Source organism: Agrobacterium sp. YIC 4121 (assembly GCF_002008205.1).
GTDB classification, from domain to species: domain Bacteria; phylum Pseudomonadota; class Alphaproteobacteria; order Rhizobiales; family Rhizobiaceae; genus Agrobacterium; species Agrobacterium leguminum.
Genome location: NZ_MRDI01000004.1, coordinates 119,879 through 140,283, shown reverse-complemented (window position 1 = coordinate 140,283; position 20,405 = coordinate 119,879). Strand labels below are relative to the sequence as shown.

Below are 20,405 nucleotides of genomic sequence, written 5' to 3'. Positions count from 1 at the left end.
GAGAGGCCAACAAAAAACCCGCCGTTACCGGCGGGTTTTTTATGCGGGATATTGAAGCTTTAGACGCCGCTCTGGCCGTCCGAGCCGATATAGGCGATGCGGACCATATTGGTCGCGCCGGGGGTGCCGAGCGGTACGCCTGCGGAGATGATGATACGATCGCCCGGCTTGCCGAAACCTTCGGAAACGACGATGCGACAAGCGCGGTTCACCATGTCGTCAAGGTCGCTGGCATCGCCCGTGACGACGCAGTGCAGGCCCCAGACGACCGACAGGCGGCGGGCGGTCTGGATGATCGGCGACAGCGCGATGATCGGAACCTGCGGCCGCTCGCGCGCGGCGCGCAGGCCGGTCGTGCCCGAAGACGTATAGGTGACGATTGCCGCAAGCTTCAGCGTTTCGGCGATCTGGCGGGCGGCGAGCGAAATGGCATCGGCGCCAGTCGGTTCCGGCTGGGCGCGCTGCGCGTAGATGATATTGGAATAATAGGGGTCCTGCTCCACCGTGCTGGCAATGGATGCCATGGTGGAGACCGCTTCGACCGGGTAGTCGCCGGAGGCAGATTCAGCAGAAAGCATGATGGCGTCCGCGCCTTCGAAGACGGCGGTGGCGACGTCGGAGACTTCGGCGCGGGTCGGTACAGGTGCGGTGATCATCGATTCCAGCATCTGCGTGGCGACCACGACCGGCTTGCCGGCGCGGCGGCAGGCGCGGGTCAACTGCTTCTGGATGCCCGGAACGGCTTCCAGCGGCATTTCGACGCCGAGATCGCCACGGGCGACCATCAGCGCGTCGGAAAGCTCGATGATTTCTTCGATGCGCTCGACAGCCTGCGGCTTTTCGATCTTGGACATCAGGCCGACGCGACCGCGTGCGATCTTGCGCACTTCGGCAAGGTCTTCCGGACGCTGGACGAAGGAAAGCGCCACCCAGTCGACTTCGCCGGTGGCGAGAACGGCGTCGAGATCGACGCGGTCCTTGTCGGTCAGAACGCCGACGCCGAGCAGCGTATCCGGCAGGCTGATGCCCTTGCGGTCGGAAATGCGTGTACCGGAAATGACGGTGGTGACGATGCTCTTGCCGTCGCTCTTTTCAGCGCGCAGATGCAGCTTGCCGTCGTCGATCAGCAGGCGATGGCCGGGCTTGACCGCCTCGAGAATTTCCGGATGGGGAAGGAAAACGCGGGTGTTGTCACCAGGCGTGTCGTTATTGTCCAGCGTGAATGTCTGGCCCGGAACAAGTTCGACCTTGCTTTCGGCGAATTTTCCGACGCGCAGCTTGGGACCCTGCAGGTCGGCCAGAATGCCGATGGGGCGGCCGGTACGGCTCTCGACAGAACGGATACGCTGAATGAGCGTCCGCATCACGTCGTGGCTCGCATGGCTCATGTTGATCCGGAAAAGATCTGCGCCAGCAAGATGCAGCTTCTCGATCATCGCCTCTTCGGAAGAGGCTGGGCCGAGAGTTGCAAGAATTTTGACTTTGCGGTTACGCTTCATCAGTTTTGATTTCCCTGTGTGCCTGGCGTATCGGAGAGCTGGACCATCCAGCTGCCCTGTCTGCCCGTGTCATATTCCTTGAAACCCATTCTCTGGAAGCTGCGGGCAAAACAATCGTCCACGCCGTTGATCTTGAACTCGTTTTCCGCCACGCACATGTTGACGTCACCGGTCCAGCGGCCGCCATGGGCGGCATCTTCGGCATAGAGATAATAATAACGTGACTGCAGCTCACCCTCGATCAGCGTCGCGCAGGTCGAGGAGGGGACCTGCCACCAGCCTTCGCTGACCCAGCCCTCCTGTGCCCGGTAGCCGATTGCGACCCCCACGAGGTTCTGCGTGCTGTTGCACACGCGAAAATCCGCATGCGCGGGCGCCGCGATCATGAACGGGGTCAGAAACAATGCCGCTGCGGAAAAAAGACGGGCGATATGCCGAAAGTGGCGAGGAAGAGCGAGAGATGACTGAGTCACGGCTTCCATCCGGATTCCATGGTTATAATGAACACACTTCTTGGCGTGGCCGCCCAAGAAAGTCAACGCGATTTTAATCGATTATATTGTTCGTGGGATCGTGAGTGCGATAAGGTAGATGGCTGTTCTTTCGCCGCAACTTGCGCCCGGCCTCAAGCCATGCCATCAAGCTTCTCTCCTCAATCCTGCCCCAGAAAATCATCGATGAACGACTTCATACCCTATGAAATCATAGAAGGCGATTATGACAAAGGCATGGTTCTTCTGGCGGACCATGCCATGAACCTCCTGCCGGCACACTACGGCAAACTTGGCCTTCCGCAAACCGCTTTTCATCGCCATATCGCATTTGATATCGGTATAGAGGGGCTGACGCGCTCACTTGCCGCGCGCCTTGGCGTGCCGGCGGTGCTCGGGCGGTTTTCCCGGCTGCTGATCGATCCGAATCGCGGCGAGGATGATCCCACTCTCATCATGAAGATTTCGGACGGAGCGATCATCCCTGGCAATCATCCGATTTCGGATGAGGAATGGCAAAGGCGGATCGAGATTTTCCATCGGCCCTATCACAATGCCGTGGATCGTGTGCTGACCGGCGTGGCCGAGGCCTCGGAAGAAGCGCCGCTGGTTCTGTCGCTGCATTCCTACACGCCGTTCTGGAAGGAAACGCCGCGGCCATGGCATGCGGCGGTTCTGTGGGATACGGATCATCGTGCGGTCGAGCCGCTTCTGGCGCATCTGCGGGCCACGGGCGACATCCTCGTCGGTGACAACGAACCCTATGACGGAGCGCTCAAGGGTGACACCATGTATCGCCATTGCATGATGAAGGGCATACCGCATGCGCTTCTCGAGGTTCGGCAGGATCTGATCGCGAATGAAGAGGGGATCGCCGAATGGTCGGACCGGCTCGCTCCCATTTTCGCCGCAATGAACGACGATCCCGTCCTGCATGAATATCAGCAGTTCGCCTCCCGCACCGGTCCCTACTGAGCCTGGAGTTTTGCCATGACGACTGAGAACGACAATCGGCAGGTCGAATTCGAGGCGGCGGCATTTCGCCGTCTCGTGCAGCACCTTCGCGAACGCCACGACGTGCAGAACATCGACCTGATGAATCTCGCCGGCTTTTGCCGCAACTGCCTTTCCAACTGGTACCGGGAAGCGGCCGAGGAGGCCGGCGTTCCCCTCAGCAAGGAAGAGTCCCGGGAAATCGTCTACGGCATGCCCTCTGAGGACTGGAAGGAAAAATATCAGGCGGAGGCGAGTGATGCCCAGAAAGCCGCCTTTGAGCAGAACAGGCCCAGGGAATAACCCCGATCGACGGAAACGACTTGACGCGACGCCTTTCAGTGGGCAGTTCACAGGCCGGAATTCTGCTGCCCGCCGGCAGCGACCGGCGAAGGCTTCGCCCGGATATAATGAACAAGGCTCGCATGCGGGCCGCCAATGAAGGATGACATGATGGACGATACCAGCACCACCGAAACCGTCGCCGCAGCAGAACTGCGCCAGTTCATCGAGCGCGTCGAGCGTCTCGAAGAAGAGAAGGCCGCCATTCAGGGTGATATCAAGGATGTCATGGGCGAGGCGAAGGGCCGTGGTTACGACACCAAGGCGATCCGCACCATCATCCGCCTGCGCAAGAAGGATGCCAATGAGCGCATCGAGGAGGAAACGATTCTCCAGACCTATATGGCCGCGCTCGGCATGGAATGATCGGCTGGAAACGCCTCAATGAAAAATCGCCGCTTTTGCGGCGATTTTTGTTTGAGCATCTTGCGAATTCAGCCGCGCGTGCCGGCCAGCTTTTCCGAAAGGTCGACGGCCTCCTTGCGGGCGTCCTTGTCGGCGGGGTAAAGTGCCAGATAACGTTCCCACGCCTTCAACGCCAGCTCATCTCGGCCCGAGGCTTCGAGGATGTTGGCAAGGCTTGCCAGCGCCGGGAAATAGCGCGGTTCCCTTTCCAGTGTCAGGTTGATATCCGCCATTGCCTTGCGGGTGTCGCCATCGGCAAAATGCACCATGGCGCGGCGATAGGGCGCCTGCACATAGTCCGGATCGAGCAGAATGACTTGGTCGAGAAAATCGTAAGCGGCGGCATTGCGCTTTTCGTCGGCGGCTTCGCCCGCCCATTGCATCAGCAGATTGACCGTTGCGCTGCCGGAATCATTCCATTCGGAGGCGATCTGGTTGGCGATGCTGCGCGCCTTGACCGCATTCCGTTCTTTTTTCAGCGATGCGAAAAGCGTGTCGATCGTCTTGGCGGGTGAAGGTGAGTCCGCGACAGCAGGCGGTTGCCCGTCTGCCGCGTGGGCAATGGCAGCCATTCCCGAAAGCGGGAGGCTTGAAAACAGGAAGCCCTGGGCGAGGATGATAGCCGTGCAAAAACGATTTGGGCGCATGGGTTAAAGCTTAACCCGACTGCGCCCAATATCAAATGCAAACTTCTGCTCTGTCAACAAAGTGATCCGCGAGCTTGATCGCGAACCGCAGTCGCAGTCAATCAGCCCTGACGAGCCTTGAAGCGCGGGTTCTGCTTGTTGATGATGTAGACGCGGCCCTTGCGGCGAACCAGGCGGTTATCGCGATGACGGGCCTTAAGCGCTTTAAGCGAATTCTTGATCTTCATTTTACTGGTCCGCAGTTTTGCACGGTTTCTGCCGTGCTTATTCAAACAATCAAAAGCGCGCAACGGGGCGCGCTCTTTTCGGTTGGCAGGCAGATACCCGTTTGAGCCCTGCCTGTCAACACTTGCCCGTGTCTTTGCCTTAAAAGACTAGGCTTTTCCTGTGCGCAAAAGCTCGGTCACATGGCCCATCTTGCGGCCCGGCCGTGCTTCCGTCTTGCCGTAGAGATGCACGAGACAGTCTTTTTTCGACAGCCATGCCGGTACATCGTCGATGTCGTCGCCGATGAGGTTGGTCATGACGCAATCCGAATGGCGATCCGTGCTGCCGGGAGTAAGACCCGATACGGCACGGATATGCTGTTCGAATTGCGAGATTACGCAGGCCGCCTCCGTCCAGTGGCCGGTATTGTGAACGCGCGGCGCCATTTCATTGGCGACCAGCGAACCATCCGGCAGGACGAAGAATTCGATGCCGATGACACCGACATAATCCAGCGCAGCCAGAAGCTTTTCCGCCGATTGCACGGCAACTTCCCTCGCGGCGTCGGAAAGTGCGGCCGGAACGCTGGACGTGTGTAGAATGCCGTTCAGATGAACGTTCTCGGCCGGATCGTAGCAGGTGACGGTTCCATCCAGGAAACGGGCGGCGATGATAGAAATTTCCCGCTCGAAGGAGATGAAGCTCTCGAGAATCAGCGGCACGCCGCCGAGCGCCGCAAAAGCGCCTTCGAGGTCTTCTCCACCGCGGAAAAGACGCTGGCCCTTGCCGTCATAACCCATGCGACGGGTTTTCAGAACGCCCTTGCCCCCGAAGGCGGCCAATGCGGCCTCCAGCTCTTCCTGGTTGTCCACAGCACGGAAATCAGCAGTCGGGATGCCGCAGCCATTGAGGAAGCGCTTTTCCGTCAACCGGTCCTGCGAGGCGCTGAGCGCTTTCGGAGGCGGATAGACGGGAACGGAGAGGCTGAGCTTTTCGGCGGCCGCAACAGGCACGTTCTCGAATTCGTAGGTCACGACATCGCAACGGCTTGCGAGTTCCGCAAGCGCGTTTTCGTCGTCATATTCCGCCACGATCTGCTCGTTGCAGGCCTGCGCAGCCGGACAATCGGCCTGCGGTTCGAGTACGATGGTACGGTGGTTGAGGCGGGCTGCGGCCATCGCCAGCATACGCCCGAGCTGCCCGCCACCGATGATGCCGATGGTCAGGTTGGTCGTCTTTGCCATCACTTTTGTCGTCACTGGGTGCTGTCCATTGGATATTCCGCGACAGCCGCCGACTGGCGCGCGCGCCAGACATCCAGACGGTCGGCCAGATCCTCATCGCTGAGCGCGAGGACGGCAGCAGCCAGAAGGGCGGCGTTGATGGCGCCAGCCTTGCCGATGGCGAGCGTGCCGACGGGAATGCCAGCGGGCATCTGCACGATGGAATAGAGACTGTCCTGGCCGGACATGGTTTTCGATTGAACCGGAACGCCAAAGACAGGAAGCGGCGTCATTGCGGCTGTCATGCCCGGCAGGTGGGCAGCACCGCCCGCACCGGCGATGATGACCTTGAAGCCTTCGTCCTTCGCGCCATTGGCGAAGTCATAAAGCCGGTCCGGGGTACGGTGGGCGGAAATGATGCGTGCTTCGTATTCGATGTCGAGCGCATCCAGCGTATCGGCGGCGTTCTTCATGGTCTCCCAGTCGGACTGGCTGCCCATGATGATGGCGACGGGGGGCGTTTCTGCTGTCACGTAATCTCTCCGGCTCAGGCGATGATATCGGGAATGACCTGGTCTTCGAGCTGGGTCATCTTGTCCTTGACGGCCAGCTTCTTCTTTTTCATGCGCTGTATTCTCAGCGCATCGCAGCTGGTCTGGATCATCGCGTTGATCGCCGCGTCATAATCCTCATGCTCCTGGCGCAGCCGCGCCAGCGTGAGCCTGATGTCCGCCTGGTCCTGATCGGGCATCTCGTCATCCCCATTTTATGCCAGCCGGATCGGCTCCGGCGCGTCTGTGATCGTTCACGAGCCTCTATCATCAAATCGCGGTAACGGGAAGTTATCCCTTGCGACCAAATTGCCCACTTATTGCCTTCATTTCGCCTTCGACAAGCGGCGCGATCCGTGTCACATTGCCGTCGTAAACCTGAAACTCCAGCGATGGAGAGCTGGAGGTAGGTTCAAAAAGGAAGGACGTGCCGCATGACCATTCAGGCTCATATTGCATCGCTCGAAAAGAAACACGGTGCTCTGGAGGAGGAGCTCGAAAGTATTCTTGCTTCCCCGTCGTCTGACGATAGAGAGATCGCGGACCTTAAACGTCGAAAACTGCGCCTGAAGGATGAACTGCAGAGGCTCAAGGCCTCGACAAGACATTGATTTTTGCCAGCCCGTCAGCCCTCGATGAATGAGGGGTCGACGGTCTGAGCCTTTCGAGCTCTGGCGGCGAAAACCTGCTGCCAGAGCTTTTTTATTGTCAGATTTAGAACGGCAGTCCGTCCCATAGCAGTTTAAGCGCTGCAATCAGCGCCATGGCATACATGAGTGGGTAAAACACGGCCGGTTTCAGATATTTCACCACCCTGGCGCCGGCAAGCGTCGCCAGCATCGCCACCGGCAGCAGGCTTGCCGATGTCTTGAGGTTGGTGGCGTCCAGCGCGCCGAGCGCGAAATAGGGAATGAGCTTGATCGCATTCATGATGGCGAAGAAGCGCACGCTCATGCCGGTATAGGTCTTTGGATCGAGCTTCAGCGGCAGAACATAGATCTGAAAGGGCGGACCGCCCGCATGAGCCACGAAACTCGCATAACCCGACAGGCTGGACCAGAGGGTTGCAGCAGCCGGTCTTTGCGGCTTTGCCGGAATTTCCTGGCCTTTGCGGCTTTTGAAGCTCTCATAGAAATAACGCAGCACGAACAGGATCGTGACAGAGGCGACGACGAGACGCATGGCGTCCGCAGAAATGAGGCTCGAGGTCGCCCAGCCGAGCGCGATACCGGCGATTGCGCCCGGCAGCATGATGAGGAGCGTTTCCCGGTGGTTGTAGTGCCGCCAGGCAAAAAGCGCCACGATATCCATGACGATCAGGATCGGCAGGAAGATGGCCGCCGCCTGCACTGGCGATACGGCAAGCGCCATCAGCGGCACGCCCATAAGGGCCAGAGCACCGCCCAGCCCGCCCTTGGAAAGGCCGACGAGCACGACTGCGGGGATGGCGACGAGATAAAAATGAAAATCGGTGAGCATGGATGGACAGTTGATCCTTTCGCCGGTCCGGTTTATCGGATTTGTCATATGAAAACGAGTGCAGATTGCGCGGTAAGCGTCTTCTGTCTGAAATGGACGAACCGATGACCCTAGTTGAAGATCGTTGCCGCCTTGTCCTGATCGTTCCGCAATCGGACGACGCGCAAAAGCAGGCGACAGAGGTGGAAGATGCATTGCGGGGCGGCGATGTCGCTTCCGTCATTATTCCGCAATATGGTCTGGATGACGCCGCTTTCCAGAAACGCGCCGAACTGATCGTGCCGCTTGTCCAGAAGGCAGGTGCGGCAGCGCTCATCGCCGGCGACAGCCGCGTTGCCGGTCGCGTGAAGGCGGATGGCCTGCATGTGGTTGGCAATGGCGAGGCGCTTGCCGAGGCAGTGGAAAAATTCACGCCGAAGCTCATCGTCGGCGGCGGCAATGCGGATGACCGACACAAGGCGCTGGAGCAGGGCGAGGCCAATCCGGATTATGTGTTTTTCGGCAAGCTCGAAGGCGACATCAAGCCGGAAGCGCACCCCAAAAACCTGGCGCTCGGCGAGTGGTGGGCCTCGATGATCGAAATCCCGGCGATCGTCATGGGTGGTACCGATGTGTCCTCGGTGGTGGCCGTGGCCGAAACCGGTGTGGAGTTCGTGGCAATGCGCAGCGGCGTTTTCGATAACGCCACCGGCGCTGCCCAGGCCGTTTCTGAAATCAACGCCCTGCTTGACGAAAAAGCGCCACGGTTTGACGGTTGATACAGGCGATGATCATGCGCTCGGTTCACCTCTGCCTTTCCGTTTCGCTGCTGGCGCTCGCTTTCGGCGCGCCGGCGGGTGTCGCTTTTGCCCAGTCCGGACCGCAGAGCGAAAGCAATGCGCTGTCCCGCCAGCTGGAAAATGAGGCTCAGCCGACCCGTCAGGGCCGGGTGCAATCCGAAGAGCAGAAGGACTTGCAGCCGTCGGCAGGCGTGAATGTCTATCAGCGCATGGGCGCGGAATTGCCGGCGCTGCCGCCTGAAAAGGAATTCAAGGGCCGGGTGGACGAAGCTTACGGGCATTTCCAGCGCGGCGAATATGTGCAGGCGCTCGACAAGGCGCTGAACCGCGCGCAGAATGGTGACGCAGCCGCCCAGACGCTGGTGGCGGAAATGATGTCGCGTGGTCTGGGCATCGCCCGTGACGAGAAGACAGCTGCTTTCTGGTACCAGCAGGCGGCTCAGGGTGGCGATCCCGTCGCCATGTTCAAATTCGCGCTGATCCTGATGGAAGGCAAATTCGTCACCCGCGACAAGGCGAAGGCCGACGATTTCATGCGCCGTGCGGCGGAAGCTGGCAACGCCTCAGCCCAGTTCAACTGGGGTCAGATACTGGTTTCGGAAAATCCCGGCGCCAAGGGTCTGCTGATGGCTTTGCCGTTCTATGAGAAATCCGCCGAACAGGGCATTGCCGATGCGCAATATGCGGTGTCGCAGATTTACTGGTCGCTCAAGGATGTGCCGGCCGAGAAGAAGGCAAAGGCGCGGGACTGGCTGACACGGGCCGCGAAGGCGGGCTACGATACTGCGCAGGTCGATCTCGGCATCTGGCTGGTCAATGGTTTCGGCGGTGAGCGCAATCTGGATGAGGGCTTCCGCTGGCTCTACGGCGCGGCACAGCGCGGAAATGTCGTGGCGCAGAACAAGGTGGCGCATCTTTACATTCAGGCGCTCGGCACCCGGCCCGATCCGGTCGAAGCGGCCAAATGGTATGTGCTTTCCCGCCGCGCCGGGCTGAAGGACCCGTCGCTCGAGGACTTTTATCTCGGCATCACCGACGAGCAGCAGAAGAAGGCGATTGAGGCCGCAAATCGTTTCCGCCCGACGTGATGGAAGGGTAGCCTTGCCACGCTGGCGTTGACCCATCGGCTTTTTGCCTTGAATTTCCGCGCGTTTTGTGGTCTTGAACCGCAAACTTTCAATTCAAGAAAATAATGACGTGCCTGCCCGGTGAGCTTCCGGGCGGTTCGCAAGCTTTCCAGGAAACAACATCGATGGCCCGTTCAGCCCTTCTCAATGTCATGGTTCAGGCCGCCATCAAGGCGGGTAAGTCTTTGTCGCGTGACTTCGGTGAAGTGCAGAACCTTCAGGTCTCGGTCAAGGGACCGAGCGATTTCGTCTCGCAGGCGGACCTGAAAGCCGAGAAGATCGTGCGCGACGAGCTGATGAAGGCCCGCCCGACCTACGACTTCCTGGGTGAAGAAGGCGGCGAGGAAAAGGGCACGGACGGCGCACATCGCTGGATCGTCGATCCGCTGGATGGCACCACCAACTTCCTGCACGGCATTCCGCATTTCGCGGTTTCCATTGCGCTCGAGCGTAACGGTGAAGTCGTCGCCGGCGTGATCTTCAATCCGGCCACCGACGAACTCTACACTGCCGAGCGCGGCGGCGGCGCGTTCCTCAACGATCGCCGCATCCGCGTCGCTGCGCGCAAGGCGCTGACCGATTGCGTCATCGGTTGCGGCGTGCCGCATCTCGGCCGCGGCAATCACGGCAAGTTCCTGGTCGAACTTCGCCACGTCATGGGTGAGGCAGCCGGCATCCGCCGCATGGGTGCGGCGTCGCTCGATCTCGCCTACGTTGCCGCTGGCCGTCTAGATGGTTACTGGGAAGCCGATCTTTCGCCATGGGACATGGCGGCAGGCCTGGTGCTGATTCGTGAAGCCGGCGGTTTCGCCTCCGACATCAAGGGCGGCACGGATATCTTCGGCAGCAGCTCCGTCGCTGCCGGCAACGAATATATCCACAAGGCGCTTGTTGAGGTCGCCAACCGTCCCATTCCGGGCCGCTGATTGGTTTTTGGCGGAAAACCTGCCGTTTTCCGCAAGTTTTAGACGCCCGGCGAATATTCGCCGGGTGTTTTTGTTTTCCGTCATCCGGTTCCAGGCTGTTTTCGTGAAACGCCTGTGATGAAAGACCGGCTTTTCGCTTCAAATCGTCGCAATTTTCAAATAGCTTCCGCTGGATAGCTGACCAAAGGGAATGCGAACGTTATGGCGGATTCGGAGCTGCTCGATCTTGGCGTCGAGAAACCGGTGACCACACGGCAATACAGCCACAAGCTGTCCAGCCCGACACCGTTTCTATGGACGATGGTTCTGTTTCTGATCCTCGTGGGCTTTCTGGCGGCCATTCTTTACCGGCAGGCCCACACCGCCTTCATGACCAATCCGGGGCTCAACGGCTTCATTCTCGGCGTGCTGGCCATCGGCATCATTCTGGTGTTTACGCAGACGATGAGCCTGCGTTCCGAAGTGCGCTGGTTCAATGCCTTTCGTGCCGCCGGCAGCGTCGAAAAGGTCGGCCGTGCGCCCAAGCTGCTTGCGCCGATGAGCACGCTGATCGGCAAGCGTGGCGAAGTCCGGCTCTCTGCCGTTACGCAAAGGACGATCCTCGATTCCATCGCGACGCGCCTCGACGAGACGCGTGACACATCGCGTTATCTTGTCGGCCTACTGGTGTTTCTCGGCCTGCTCGGCACCTTCTGGGGCCTGATCGGCACCATTGGCGCCATCAGCAATGTCATCCAGTCGCTCGATCCGAGCGCCGGTGACAGTAACGATATTCTTGGCTCCCTCAAGGCCGGCCTGACTGCGCCGCTGGCGGGCATGGGAACGGCGTTTTCCTCGTCGCTGCTCGGTCTTTCGGGTTCGCTGATTCTCGGCTTCCTCGATCTTCAGGCCGGCCGCGCCCAGAACCGTTTCTATACACAGCTCGAAAACTGGCTTTCCTCGGTGACGGATACCACCGAAGGGCCGCGGGAGTTCAAGGGCGAACCCGGCGCCGTGGTCAGCACAGAGCGCTCGCTTGCGGCCATGACCAGCCTTGCCGAGGGCATTCAGGGTCTGGTCAAGAACATGCGCAGCGAACAGCAGATGTTGCGAGACTGGATCGAAGCGCAGCAGGAAGAATCGAAATCACTCCGCCGCACGCTCGACCGGCTGTCGGCGCGGATCGACAGCGACACGAAATCTTCCGGACGCACCCGGCACGATAACGGGAGCGAGTAGCCATGGCGCTTGCGCGCAACCGCCGCCGCGACAGGGGCGTGGATTATTGGCCGGGTTTCGTCGATGCACTGTCGACGCTGCTCATGGCCATCATGTTTCTGCTTACGGTCTTCGTGCTGGCGCAATTCGTTCTGTCGCGGGAAATCACCGGCAAGGACGAGGTGCTGACACGTCTCAACAGCCAGATTGCCGAACTGACCGAACTTCTGGCCATGGAAAAAGGCAACAAGCAGGATATTGAGGACGCGCTCGCGAGCCTGCAATCCACCCTTGCCGCATCCGAAAACGAGCGCTCGCGCCTGCAGTCGCTTCTCGATGCGGGATCTGGCAACAACGCAAGCGCCAATGCCCGGATCGGTAGCCTGACTGGCGAACTGGACGAGCAGCGGCAGGCCAATTCCCGTGCCTCCGCACAGATCGAATTGCTCAACCAGCAGATTGCGGCGCTGAGAGCGCAGATTGCCTCGGTCGAAGCCGCGCTTCAGGCCTCGGAAGCCAAGGATGCCTCTTCTCAGGTCAAGATCGCCGATCTTGGCCGCCGTCTCAATGTCGCGCTGGCGCAGCGGGTGCAGGAACTGAACCGTTATCGGTCCGATTTCTTCGGGCGGCTGCGCGAAATCCTGTCGGACCGCGAAAACATCCGCATCGTTGGCGACCGGTTTGTCTTCCAGTCCGAAGTGCTCTTCCCCTCCGGCGGCAATGAACTCAACCCGGAAGGGCAGGCGGAGATGGAGAAGCTTGCTGTCGCGCTGCTCGATCTCGCCAAGGAAATTCCGGCGGAGATCAACTGGGTGCTGCGCGTGGATGGCCATACGGATAACGTTCAGCTTTCCGGTTCCGGGCGTTATCGAGACAATTGGGAGCTTTCCTCGGCCCGCGCCACCTCGGTGGTGAAATTCCTGATCTCCAAGGGCGTGCCGGCAAACCGGCTGGTCGCCGCCGGTTTCGGCGAATATCAGCCGATTGCCGAAGGCGATACGCCGGAAGCACGGCAGCAGAACCGCCGTATCGAACTCAAGCTCACCGAACGCTGAAATCGCGGACCGCGTCATCGCAGTTGCCTTCTGATGAAAGTAAATTTACGTTCGCGTAAAAGTAATTCCGTCATATCTGGGAGGGGCTGATGGAAGGCTATGATGTGATCGTTGTCGGCGCGGGGCTTGCCGGGCTGGTGGCGGCAACCGAGGCGGCTGAGCGGGGTTTCAGCGTCTGCGTCGTGGATCAGGAGGGCGAGCAGAACCTTGGTGGGCAGGCCTTCTGGTCGCTGGGCGGTCTGTTTTTCATCGATAGCCCCGAACAGCGCCGGATGCGGGTGCGAGACAGTCTCGATCTTGCAAGACAGGACTGGTTCGGTTCGGCCGGTTTCAACCGTCCGGAGGATTATTGGCCGCGCCGCTGGGCGGAGGCTTATCTCGATTTTGCTGCCGGTGAGAAACGCGAATGGCTGCACCCCATGGGCATGCGCTGGTTTCCCGTTGTTGGCTGGGCCGAGCGCGGTGGCAGCCTTGCCCACGGCCATGGCAATTCCGTTCCGCGTTTCCATGTAACCTGGGGCACGGGTCCGGGCGTACTTGCACCCTTCGTAAAAAAGGCGAAGGCCATGGCGGCAACCGGCCGGCTAACCTTTCGCTTTCGCCACCGGGTTGATCGTCTGGAGATCACCGACGGCCGGGTGACCGGTGTTTCGGGTGCGATTCTTGCGTCCGACCCCGTGCAACGCGGGCAGGAGAGCAGCCGGGAAGAGCAGGGCGATTTTGTCTTCTCCGCTGCTGCCGTCATCGTCAGTTCCGGCGGCATCGGCGGCAATCAGGAACTGGTGCGGCGCAACTGGCCGGTGGAACGGCTGGGCGAGCCTCCTGCCAGCATGGTATGCGGTGTTCCCGCGCATGTGGATGGCCGCATGATCGCCATTACGGAAACCGCCGGCGGAGCCGTCATCAACCGTGACCGCATGTGGCATTATACCGAGGGCGTGAAGAACCACGATCCGATCTGGCCGGGTCACGGCATCCGCATCTTGCCTGGCCCCTCGTCCTTCTGGTGCGATGCGGATGGAAAACGCCTTGCCGCCCCGGCCATGCCGGGTTTCGATACGCTCGGCACGCTAAAAATGCTGGGTGAACGCGGCAGCGGCCATAGCTGGTTCATTCTGACCAAGGCGATCATCAAGAAGGAATTTGCGCTTTCAGGCTCGGAACAGAATCCGGATCTGACCGGCAAGGATATAAGGCTGCTGCTCAAAAGACTGGGCAAGGAACCGCCGGGACCGGTGCGTGCCTTCATGGAGCGCGGCGAAGATTTCGCCGTCCGGGATACGCTCGAAGAACTCGTGACGGCGATGAATGCCATCAGCGGCGACGACCGGCTGCGTATAGACCATATCCGTCATCAGATAGAGGCGCGCGACCGCGAAATCGAAAACGGTTTCAGCAAGGATGCGCAGGTAACGGCGATACACGGGGCGCGCCGTTATCTCGGTGACCGGCTGATGCGGACGGCAAAACCGCACCGGCTGCTTGATCCGGCAATGGGGCCGCTGATTGCCGTGCGGCTGCATGTGCTGACGCGCAAGACGCTTGGTGGCCTCCATACCGATCTTGAGGGGCGGGTGCTGGATGCTGCCGGTGCGCCGGTTCCGGGCCTTTATGCCGCCGGAGAAGTGGCGGGTTTCGGCGGCGGCGGCATGCATGGCTATAATGCCCTGGAAGGCACGTTCCTTGGCGGCTGCCTGTTTTCCGGCCGCGTTGCGGGGCGCAAAGTGCTGGCGTGATCTAGGCCTGGGCGCGCAATTCGTCCGGCCCAGTCTGAAATTGCAGCCGGGCAAGCCGCGCATAAAGGCCATTCTGGCGAATGAGACTCTGATGCGTGCCTTCTTCGATGATGCGGCCTTCATCCATCACCAGAATACGGTCGGCCTTCAACACGGTGGCGAGGCGATGGGCGATGACGATGGTGGTGCGGGTTTTCATCAGCTCATCGAGCGCCTTCTGCACCAGCGTTTCGTTTTCCGCATCCAGCGCCGAGGTGGCTTCGTCCAGCAGCAGGATTGGCGCATTGCGCAGGATGGCGCGGGCAATGGCGATGCGCTGGCGTTGGCCGCCGGAAAGCGTCACGCCGCGCTCGCCCACCTGCGTATCATATCCGTCGGTGAGACGTTCGATGAAGCTGTCGGCCTGTGCGGCGATGGCGGCGGCCCGCACCTCCTCGCGTGTCGCGTCAGGTCGGCCAAAGGCGATATTATCGTGGATGGAGGAGGCGAATATCGCCACATCCTGCGGAACGATGGACAGGCGCGCGCGCAGATCGGCAAGGGTGACGTCGCGAATATCCGTGCCATCGACGGTGATGTGGCCCTGCTGCGGATCGTAAAAGCGCATCAGCAGGGAAAAAACCGTGCTCTTGCCCGCACCGGAAGGTCCGACGATGGCGACGGTTTCGCCGGCGCTGACCTTGAAGGAGAGGCCGGAAACGATCGGCCGTTCTGTCGCGAGCGGATAAACGAAATCGACATTCTCGAATTCCGCCTCGCCGCGCGGCGGTTGCGGCATGGCGACGGGCGATATGGGTTCCGCGACGGGCGAGTGCTCGTTCAGCAGTTCGGAGAGCCGTTCTGCCGCACCGCCCGCCTGCGCCAGTTCACCCCAGACTTCCGAGAGCTGACCGAGACCGCTTGCCGCGATGACCGAATAAAGCACGAACTGGCCGAGCGTACCGGCCGTCATAGTGCCCGAGAGCACGCTTTGCGCGCCATACCAGAGAATGCCGACGACGCTGCCGAAGACGAGCGCAATGGCAACGGCGGTGAGGATGGAGCGGGCGCCGATGGCGGCGCGTGCGCCCTGATAGGCGGCTTCCACGGAGGCTCCATAACGGGCATTCGCCAGCACCTCGGCATTAAAGGACTGCACGGTGCGGCTCGCCGCAATCGTCTCGGAAGCATAGGCGGCGGAATTGGCCAATGTGTCCTGCGTGGTGCGGGAGCGGGCGCGAACCGAGCGTCCGAAGGCGATCAGCGGAAAAACGATGAAGGGAATGGCAAGCAGCGCAAGGCCGGAAAGGCCGGGGCTGGTATAGATCATCATCGCCACCGCGCCGCAGCACATGATGATGTTACGCAGCGCTACCGAGGCGGAAGAGCCAAAAGCCGAGCGAATTTGCACGGTATCGGCGGTCAGCCGCGAGGTCAGCTCGCCGGATCGATTGCTATCGAAAAACTGCTGCGACAGGGTGGTGAGGTGGGCAAAGACATCGCGGCGCAGATCGGCGACGACCCTTTCACCGATGGTCATGACGTAATAATAACGCATGGCGCTGGCGAGCGCGAGGACAACGGCAATCGCCAGAAGCATGGCGAAATAGCTGTTGATCATGCCGCCATCAGGCGTCTGGAAACCGTGATCGATAATGCGGCGAACGGCAAGCGGCAGGGCGAGTGTCGTGGCGGAAGAAAGCACGAGAGCGAAAAGGGCAGCCGCCATCAGGCCGCGGTAACGCCGGAGATAGGGAAACAGGCCAAGAAGCGGCTTCAGGCTTCGTTGTTTCGCCGCTTTCTGCTCGTCAATGTCTGCCACGTCCTCTATGCTCCTCATTCCCTGCCGTTTTGGGCCTTTTGCGGGTGAATTTCCCGCGTGCGGCAAAATTCCCGCCCCTTTGGCCATCTCCCTTCACAAGGGGATAGCAGGCTCTTGTTATCTGGGCGACCTTCATGTATAGGCTCCGCATCGAATTGGGAAGCCATAGCCCATCTGGTCTATGGCTTCATTTATTGAAATGGCTCAGTTGACGCAATTGCGGCAAATGGACCGCACGTCACTTAACCAGGAAGATTGTCATGAAGGCTGATATCCATCCCGATTATCACACGATCAAGGTGGTCATGACCGATGGCACCGAATACGAAACCCGCTCCACCTGGGGTTCGGAAGGCGCCGTCATGAACCTTGAAATCGACCCCAAGTCCCATCCGGCATGGACGGGCGGCAACCAGCAGCTTATGGACCGCGGTGGTCGCGTTTCCAAGTTCAACAAGCGTTTCGGCGGCCTCGGCCTCTGATCCTCTTGAGGACGGATCGTTAAAAAAAAGCCCGGTTTTGCCGGGCTTTTTTGTTGCCATTTTTCGGCGATGGCGCCCGCGCCGGCGTAGCACGCAAAAGAAAAAAGCAGGCCGGTGAGCCTGCTTTTCAAATTGTCCAGATAAGGTCGTCTTTTCTCAGTTGATCGAGAAAGCCGTGCGCAGGAGGTTGAGCTGCGCCTGCACGCTGTTTTCATTGTCCGGCACCTTGGCGGCTTCGGACGGGCGATAGATTTCGCGGTCGAGCAGGGCGATGCGGTTCTGGAGACGCAGCGAGCGCTCGATGAGGTCGCGGAAGGATTCCGGCAGGTCGTTCCAGCCGGGCGCATTGCGGTCGACGTTAAAGCTGTCGAGTCGCACCTTGTTCTTTTCGCTCAGAACCTGATCGCGCGTCATTTCACCGTTGTTAACGGCGCGCTGCAGAAGCAGCCAGGAGGCCATCTGCATCAAGCGGGTGGTGAGGCGCATCGATTCCGCCGCATAAAGAACCGAGGCCATACGCGGCAGCACCTTGGAGGCGGCGCGGCCGGCGCCGTCGAGATAACTTGCCGTTTCCTCAACCAAGGTCATGCCTTCGGTATAGAGGGTCTTGAACTGGTTGGAAGCAGCTGCGCGACCCGCAAAGCTTATGGTATTTAAAACCTGTTCCGACATTTTCTTTAAATCCCTGCTCACGCACCACACTGTCAGGCAACGACGACGCGGATATTTTGTTCCGGCCTTTAGTGTTTTCAGGATGGTATCTTTACCTGAAATGCGCAAGGCAATTATTAAAGAAGGGTTAATACCCACAGTTTTACGGAAACCGGCCAGCGGCAAAAAAAGAGCCGCGAAAGCGGCTCTCAAGGTAAAACAGGGAGAAAAATCAGACCAATTCGCCGTATGGAGAAGATGCCTGAGGTCCAGAAGAACTGGACATGTATAGTAATCTCTCAGAAAGCTTAATTTTTGGTTAATGGTAAACGAAAGACTGCCCCGTAATATTCATTTTCGGGCGCTGGCTGAGCCTTAGCTTACGGCAGCGGAAGTGCAGTCGTGTACCTATTCTGCAGGGCGCGTCAGGATCGGAAGAGATTTTCCGCCGCCTGCCTTCCGGCGGATTTCCGTGTCCTCTCCTCTTCGAGTCGGGTGATTTCGGCTTGCAGAAGATCGATACGGCTGCTCAGTTCGTCCACGGAAAGAAGGCTGAGATCGCCACCGATCTCATGCGCTGCCGGTTTTTGCGGACGGTCATCGTCAAAGAGGCTCATATGCCTGCTCCTTTTTCCACATAGTCGCCATCGTCGCCTGGATATTGCGGCGCGCGCGGGTCAAGCGCAATACTTTCCGGCGTGACGAGCGGCGAGGGTGTCGTTGGCATCATCGTCGAGAAATTGTCTTTTTCCTCGGTTGAAAGCGCTGCGCGCCGGCGGCTTCTGATGATGGCATAGGCGGTGATGAGCAGGTGCGCCACAGCCGTGACCAGAAACAGCGCATAGGGGCCGAAATGGGTCATGATCGCGCCGCCGAGCGTCGGGCCGATGATGGTGCCGATGCCGTAAAGCAGCAGCAGACCACCGGAAACCTTGACGAAGTCTTCCGATGCGGCGAAGTCGTTGGCATGGGCCACCGCGATGGGATAGAGCGCATTGGCGGCGGCGCCATAAATGGCGATCATCGAAATCAGCACATAGACATCATGCGGCTGGACCACCGCGACAGCCAGGCCCGCGACCGCGCCAAGCCCGGCAAGCCCGGCAAGCACATAGCGGCGGTCTATCCGGTCTGAAAGCCGGCCTGCGGGAAATTGCGCCAGCGCACCGACGAAAATCGTGACGGACACCATGATGGCGATCATGGTCGGGTCCAGCCCTGCCCGCGCACCGAAGACGGCGCCAAGCGTACCGTAAGCGCCGTTGGCAATGCCGATCATCAGGATGCCGATGAAGGAAACCGGTGAGTTGCGGTAAAGGGCCGGCAGATCCAGCTTCACCTTCTGCAACGGCTGTGGGCTCGCCGCTTTCGAAAGCGTCGCCGGCAGAATGGCGATGCAATAGATGATGCCGCAGATCATGAACAGCGAGGTATTGCTGATATCCCCCATCGGCACGATCATCTGCCCCGCCACGACACCGAGCAGCGTGATGGCGATATAAAGCGAGAAGATCATGCCACGACTTTCGTTGGTGGCGCGCTCGTTCAGCCAGCTTTCGATGATCATCGAGGTTCCGGCCGTGCAGAAACCGGTAAGCGCGCGCAGCGCGATCCATGAGGTGTCGTCGATGATAAGGCCGGTCATCAGCACCGTCAGGCACACCAGCGCCACGAATGACCCGAATGCCCTAACATGGCCAGCGCGGCGCACGATGGCAGGCGCGACAAAGCAACCGACGACGAATCCCGCCGCCCAGGAAGTGCCCAGAAAGCCAAGAATTTCATTGGAGTAACCTTCCGCCGAACCACGCACCGGCAGCACAAGGCCCTGAAGGCCGTTGCCGAGAAAAAGAAACAGAGTGCTGGATAAAAGAGCGAATACGGGTAGAAGATTTCTGCTCATGAAAACACTCTCATGCGTTCGGACGGACGGTCGGACAGGTCATAGGACGGGCGTTACCCGAATGAGTTGCACTCTTCTGGTGAACGGTAAAAATGTCCAGCCTGTGACGATGCAGAAATAAAGAAAAGGCTCAATAAATGACAAAGGCGATCGGCCTTTTTTTACTGCTGGCCATGGTGGTCCAGATCATCCGGCCGCTCGGTCTGCCGGGCCTGAAAAAAAGAGGCGATTGCTGGAAGATCGCGGTTGCCGCCTTTGTCATCTGGTCGGTGACGCTGCTTCTGCGCCCGTAAGGAAAAACCGCCGCGGAGGCAGGCTCCTTTCAGGCGGGTGGCGGCTCCGCATCGGGCACGACCGATAAAGTATGCTTGAGGCATTTAAGTGCGAAACAGGAGCGGGAATGGCGCACACCCTCGATCTTGTAAAGCTTGCGGCGCAGAAACTGCTCGTAGCCCGCGGTTCCCGCCACCGCCACCTTGATGAGATAATCATATTCGCCGGTTGTCAGATAGGCTTCCAGCACTTCGGGAAGAGCGGCCATGGCCTTACCGAAACGTTCCAGAACTTCATCGTCGTGACGTTCCAGCATGACCTCGATGATCACCGTCTCCGTCAGTCCCAGATGGGCCTGATCGAGAATGGCGGTATAGCCGCGAATGACCCCTTCGTCTTCCAGCCGCTTGACGCGCTGCCAGCAAGGGCTGGGCGACAGCCCCACCTTTTCCGATAGTTCCGTATTGCTCAGCCTGCCGTTCTCCAGCAGGGCCCGCAATATTTTGCGGTCAATTCTGTCCAGCGGCTTCGTCATGCCGGTCTCCCTGAAATGTATCGCAAAAAAATCTGCCGTCCGCGGGGCCGCTCGCGAAAGAAGTGTTTTCCGAAGGGCACTTTGACGACGCCATTCGAAAGCA

The 20,405-nt window shown here is 59.7% G+C and carries 25 protein-coding genes; 12 read left to right on the top strand and 13 right to left on the bottom strand.

The features are described 5' to 3' along the window. Nucleotides 1-59: 59 nt before the first annotated feature. Nucleotides 60-1,499, bottom strand: coding sequence for a pyruvate kinase (pyk, locus tag BTE54_RS08015; protein WP_065656511.1), 1,440 nt, complete (start codon nucleotides 1,497-1,499; stop codon nucleotides 60-62). Next, nucleotides 1,499-1,981, bottom strand: coding sequence for a DUF1036 domain-containing protein (locus tag BTE54_RS08010; RefSeq protein WP_003506147.1), 483 nt, complete (start codon nucleotides 1,979-1,981; stop codon nucleotides 1,499-1,501). The genes pyk and BTE54_RS08010 overlap by 1 nt, the downstream gene beginning before the upstream one ends. A gap of 195 nt (nucleotides 1,982-2,176) precedes the next feature. On the opposite strand from BTE54_RS08010, the gene BTE54_RS08005 reads away from it, so the two are divergent. From BTE54_RS08005 to BTE54_RS07995, 3 genes are all read left to right on the top strand, one after another. After that, nucleotides 2,177-2,965: an N-formylglutamate amidohydrolase gene (locus BTE54_RS08005; RefSeq protein WP_078052046.1), complete on the top strand. Its 789-nt coding sequence runs from the start codon at nucleotides 2,177-2,179 to the stop codon at nucleotides 2,963-2,965. Between the two features lie 15 nt (nucleotides 2,966-2,980). Continuing rightward, entirely contained in the window at nucleotides 2,981-3,286 is a 306-nt protein-coding gene (locus tag BTE54_RS08000; protein ID WP_078052045.1) for a DUF1244 domain-containing protein, read from the top strand. Between the two features lie 147 nt (nucleotides 3,287-3,433). Further along, on the top strand, nucleotides 3,434-3,691 hold the full coding sequence (locus BTE54_RS07995; protein WP_020812069.1) for a DUF2312 domain-containing protein: 258 nt from the start codon (nucleotides 3,434-3,436) through the stop codon (nucleotides 3,689-3,691). 68 nt (nucleotides 3,692-3,759) lie between these two features. Here the strand turns inward: BTE54_RS07995 and BTE54_RS07990 are convergent, their stop codons facing one another. From BTE54_RS07990 to BTE54_RS07970, 5 genes are all read right to left on the bottom strand, one after another. Continuing rightward, the gene (locus BTE54_RS07990) at nucleotides 3,760-4,377 is read right to left on the bottom strand and encodes a tetratricopeptide repeat protein (protein ID WP_078052044.1); all 618 of its coding nucleotides are present in this window, start codon (nucleotides 4,375-4,377) and stop codon (nucleotides 3,760-3,762) included. Nucleotides 4,378-4,478: 101 nt separating this feature from the next. After that, a complete protein-coding gene (gene ykgO, locus BTE54_RS07985) occupies nucleotides 4,479-4,604 on the bottom strand; it encodes a type B 50S ribosomal protein L36 (RefSeq protein WP_003497670.1) in 126 nt (41 codons plus the stop codon). 147 nt (nucleotides 4,605-4,751) lie between these two features. Then, complete coding sequence (locus BTE54_RS07980) at nucleotides 4,752-5,828, bottom strand: 5-(carboxyamino)imidazole ribonucleotide synthase (RefSeq protein ID WP_078052043.1); 1,077 nt, start codon at nucleotides 5,826-5,828, stop codon at nucleotides 4,752-4,754. An 11-nt stretch (nucleotides 5,829-5,839) separates the two neighbouring features. Beyond that, nucleotides 5,840-6,307, bottom strand: a complete 468-nt coding sequence (gene purE, locus BTE54_RS07975) for a 5-(carboxyamino)imidazole ribonucleotide mutase (protein ID WP_198939110.1) — start codon at nucleotides 6,305-6,307, stop codon at nucleotides 5,840-5,842. Between the two features lie 47 nt (nucleotides 6,308-6,354). Next, nucleotides 6,355-6,558 carry a YdcH family protein gene (locus tag BTE54_RS07970; protein WP_003497661.1) on the bottom strand — a complete coding sequence of 68 codons (204 nt, stop codon included), beginning with the start codon at nucleotides 6,556-6,558 and terminating at the stop codon, nucleotides 6,355-6,357. A 234-nt stretch (nucleotides 6,559-6,792) separates the two neighbouring features. Here BTE54_RS07970 and BTE54_RS07965 point away from each other — a divergent pair, with 234 nt between their 5' ends. Beyond that, entirely contained in the window at nucleotides 6,793-6,969 is a 177-nt protein-coding gene (locus tag BTE54_RS07965) for a DUF465 domain-containing protein (RefSeq protein ID WP_003506164.1), read from the top strand. A gap of 103 nt (nucleotides 6,970-7,072) precedes the next feature. On the opposite strand, the gene BTE54_RS07960 is transcribed toward BTE54_RS07965, so the two are convergent. Next, a complete protein-coding gene (locus BTE54_RS07960) occupies nucleotides 7,073-7,837 on the bottom strand; it encodes a sulfite exporter TauE/SafE family protein (RefSeq protein ID WP_003520365.1) in 765 nt (254 codons plus the stop codon). Between the two features lie 104 nt (nucleotides 7,838-7,941). Between BTE54_RS07960 and BTE54_RS07955 the strand changes: the two genes are divergently transcribed. From BTE54_RS07955 to BTE54_RS07930, 6 genes are all read left to right on the top strand, one after another. Then, entirely contained in the window at nucleotides 7,942-8,595 is a 654-nt protein-coding gene (locus BTE54_RS07955; RefSeq protein WP_065656695.1) for a thiamine phosphate synthase, read from the top strand. An 8-nt stretch (nucleotides 8,596-8,603) separates the two neighbouring features. After that, on the top strand, nucleotides 8,604-9,704 hold the full coding sequence (locus BTE54_RS07950; RefSeq protein WP_035262893.1) for a tetratricopeptide repeat protein: 1,101 nt from the start codon (nucleotides 8,604-8,606) through the stop codon (nucleotides 9,702-9,704). Nucleotides 9,705-9,868: 164 nt separating this feature from the next. Continuing rightward, nucleotides 9,869-10,669 (top strand): inositol monophosphatase family protein, encoded by an 801-nt coding sequence (locus tag BTE54_RS07945; RefSeq protein ID WP_003520360.1) that lies wholly within the window; start codon nucleotides 9,869-9,871, stop codon nucleotides 10,667-10,669. A 201-nt stretch (nucleotides 10,670-10,870) separates the two neighbouring features. Then, nucleotides 10,871-11,887, top strand: coding sequence for a hypothetical protein (locus BTE54_RS07940; protein ID WP_003520359.1), 1,017 nt, complete (start codon nucleotides 10,871-10,873; stop codon nucleotides 11,885-11,887). 2 nt (nucleotides 11,888-11,889) lie between these two features. After that, entirely contained in the window at nucleotides 11,890-12,921 is a 1,032-nt protein-coding gene (locus BTE54_RS07935) for a peptidoglycan -binding protein (protein ID WP_078052040.1), read from the top strand. Nucleotides 12,922-13,010: 89 nt separating this feature from the next. Continuing rightward, the gene (locus tag BTE54_RS07930) at nucleotides 13,011-14,657 is read left to right on the top strand and encodes an FAD-binding dehydrogenase (RefSeq protein WP_078052039.1); all 1,647 of its coding nucleotides are present in this window, start codon (nucleotides 13,011-13,013) and stop codon (nucleotides 14,655-14,657) included. A gap of 1 nt (nucleotide 14,658) precedes the next feature. On the opposite strand, the gene BTE54_RS07925 is transcribed toward BTE54_RS07930, so the two are convergent. Next, entirely contained in the window at nucleotides 14,659-16,458 is a 1,800-nt protein-coding gene (locus BTE54_RS07925; protein ID WP_078052221.1) for an ABC transporter transmembrane domain-containing protein, read from the bottom strand. A gap of 260 nt (nucleotides 16,459-16,718) precedes the next feature. Here BTE54_RS07925 and rpmE point away from each other — a divergent pair, with 260 nt between their 5' ends. After that, entirely contained in the window at nucleotides 16,719-16,940 is a 222-nt protein-coding gene (gene rpmE, locus BTE54_RS07920) for a 50S ribosomal protein L31 (protein ID WP_003497640.1), read from the top strand. A gap of 156 nt (nucleotides 16,941-17,096) precedes the next feature. Here the strand turns inward: rpmE and BTE54_RS07915 are convergent, their stop codons facing one another. The 3 genes from BTE54_RS07915 to BTE54_RS07905 form a co-directional block, all read right to left on the bottom strand. Next, nucleotides 17,097-17,612 (bottom strand): DUF1465 family protein, encoded by a 516-nt coding sequence (locus BTE54_RS07915; protein WP_003506184.1) that lies wholly within the window; start codon nucleotides 17,610-17,612, stop codon nucleotides 17,097-17,099. A 404-nt stretch (nucleotides 17,613-18,016) separates the two neighbouring features. Continuing rightward, nucleotides 18,017-18,208: a DUF1192 domain-containing protein gene (locus BTE54_RS07910; RefSeq protein WP_003506186.1), complete on the bottom strand. Its 192-nt coding sequence runs from the start codon at nucleotides 18,206-18,208 to the stop codon at nucleotides 18,017-18,019. Next, nucleotides 18,205-19,494, bottom strand: coding sequence for an MFS transporter (locus BTE54_RS07905; RefSeq protein WP_035262904.1), 1,290 nt, complete (start codon nucleotides 19,492-19,494; stop codon nucleotides 18,205-18,207). The genes BTE54_RS07910 and BTE54_RS07905 overlap by 4 nt, the downstream gene beginning before the upstream one ends. A 137-nt stretch (nucleotides 19,495-19,631) precedes the next feature. Here BTE54_RS07905 and BTE54_RS25055 point away from each other — a divergent pair, with 137 nt between their 5' ends. After that, nucleotides 19,632-19,787, top strand: a complete 156-nt coding sequence (locus BTE54_RS25055) for a hypothetical protein (RefSeq protein WP_003520354.1) — start codon at nucleotides 19,632-19,634, stop codon at nucleotides 19,785-19,787. A gap of 29 nt (nucleotides 19,788-19,816) precedes the next feature. Here the strand turns inward: BTE54_RS25055 and BTE54_RS07900 are convergent, their stop codons facing one another. Next, nucleotides 19,817-20,302, bottom strand: a complete 486-nt coding sequence (locus BTE54_RS07900; protein WP_065656502.1) for an Lrp/AsnC family transcriptional regulator — start codon at nucleotides 20,300-20,302, stop codon at nucleotides 19,817-19,819. Nucleotides 20,303-20,405 lie beyond the last annotated feature (103 nt).

Bases quoted from the DNA above. Each gene is read 5' to 3' on its own strand.
- BTE54_RS25055 (WP_003520354.1), top strand. From the start codon at position 19,632: ATGACAAAGGCGATCGGCCTTTTTTTACTGCTGGCCATGGTGGTCCAG.
- BTE54_RS07950 (WP_035262893.1), top strand. From the start codon at position 8,604: ATGATCATGCGCTCGGTTCACCTCTGCCTTTCCGTTTCGCTGCTGGCG.
- BTE54_RS08000 (WP_078052045.1), top strand. From the start codon at position 2,981: ATGACGACTGAGAACGACAATCGGCAGGTCGAATTCGAGGCGGCGGCA.
- BTE54_RS07955 (WP_065656695.1), top strand. From the start codon at position 7,942: ATGACCCTAGTTGAAGATCGTTGCCGCCTTGTCCTGATCGTTCCGCAA.
- BTE54_RS07995 (WP_020812069.1), top strand. From the start codon at position 3,434: ATGATGGACGATACCAGCACCACCGAAACCGTCGCCGCAGCAGAACTG.
- BTE54_RS07905 (WP_035262904.1), bottom strand. From the start codon at position 19,494: ATGAGCAGAAATCTTCTACCCGTATTCGCTCTTTTATCCAGCACTCTG.
- BTE54_RS08010 (WP_003506147.1), bottom strand. From the start codon at position 1,981: ATGGAAGCCGTGACTCAGTCATCTCTCGCTCTTCCTCGCCACTTTCGG.
- BTE54_RS07915 (WP_003506184.1), bottom strand. From the start codon at position 17,612: ATGTCGGAACAGGTTTTAAATACCATAAGCTTTGCGGGTCGCGCAGCT.
- BTE54_RS07945 (WP_003520360.1), top strand. From the start codon at position 9,869: ATGGCCCGTTCAGCCCTTCTCAATGTCATGGTTCAGGCCGCCATCAAG.
- BTE54_RS07935 (WP_078052040.1), top strand. From the start codon at position 11,890: ATGGCGCTTGCGCGCAACCGCCGCCGCGACAGGGGCGTGGATTATTGG.
- BTE54_RS07970 (WP_003497661.1), bottom strand. From the start codon at position 6,558: ATGCCCGATCAGGACCAGGCGGACATCAGGCTCACGCTGGCGCGGCTG.
- BTE54_RS07930 (WP_078052039.1), top strand. From the start codon at position 13,011: ATGGAAGGCTATGATGTGATCGTTGTCGGCGCGGGGCTTGCCGGGCTG.
- purE (WP_198939110.1), bottom strand. From the start codon at position 6,307: ATGGGCAGCCAGTCCGACTGGGAGACCATGAAGAACGCCGCCGATACG.
- BTE54_RS07900 (WP_065656502.1), bottom strand. From the start codon at position 20,302: ATGACGAAGCCGCTGGACAGAATTGACCGCAAAATATTGCGGGCCCTG.
- pyk (WP_065656511.1), bottom strand. From the start codon at position 1,499: ATGAAGCGTAACCGCAAAGTCAAAATTCTTGCAACTCTCGGCCCAGCC.
- BTE54_RS07960 (WP_003520365.1), bottom strand. From the start codon at position 7,837: ATGCTCACCGATTTTCATTTTTATCTCGTCGCCATCCCCGCAGTCGTG.
- BTE54_RS07910 (WP_003506186.1), bottom strand. From the start codon at position 18,208: ATGAGCCTCTTTGACGATGACCGTCCGCAAAAACCGGCAGCGCATGAG.
- BTE54_RS07965 (WP_003506164.1), top strand. From the start codon at position 6,793: ATGACCATTCAGGCTCATATTGCATCGCTCGAAAAGAAACACGGTGCT.
- BTE54_RS07990 (WP_078052044.1), bottom strand. From the start codon at position 4,377: ATGCGCCCAAATCGTTTTTGCACGGCTATCATCCTCGCCCAGGGCTTC.
- BTE54_RS08005 (WP_078052046.1), top strand. From the start codon at position 2,177: ATGAACGACTTCATACCCTATGAAATCATAGAAGGCGATTATGACAAA.
- BTE54_RS07980 (WP_078052043.1), bottom strand. From the start codon at position 5,828: ATGGCAAAGACGACCAACCTGACCATCGGCATCATCGGTGGCGGGCAG.
- ykgO (WP_003497670.1), bottom strand. From the start codon at position 4,604: ATGAAGATCAAGAATTCGCTTAAAGCGCTTAAGGCCCGTCATCGCGAT.
- BTE54_RS07940 (WP_003520359.1), top strand. From the start codon at position 10,871: ATGGCGGATTCGGAGCTGCTCGATCTTGGCGTCGAGAAACCGGTGACC.
- rpmE (WP_003497640.1), top strand. From the start codon at position 16,719: ATGAAGGCTGATATCCATCCCGATTATCACACGATCAAGGTGGTCATG.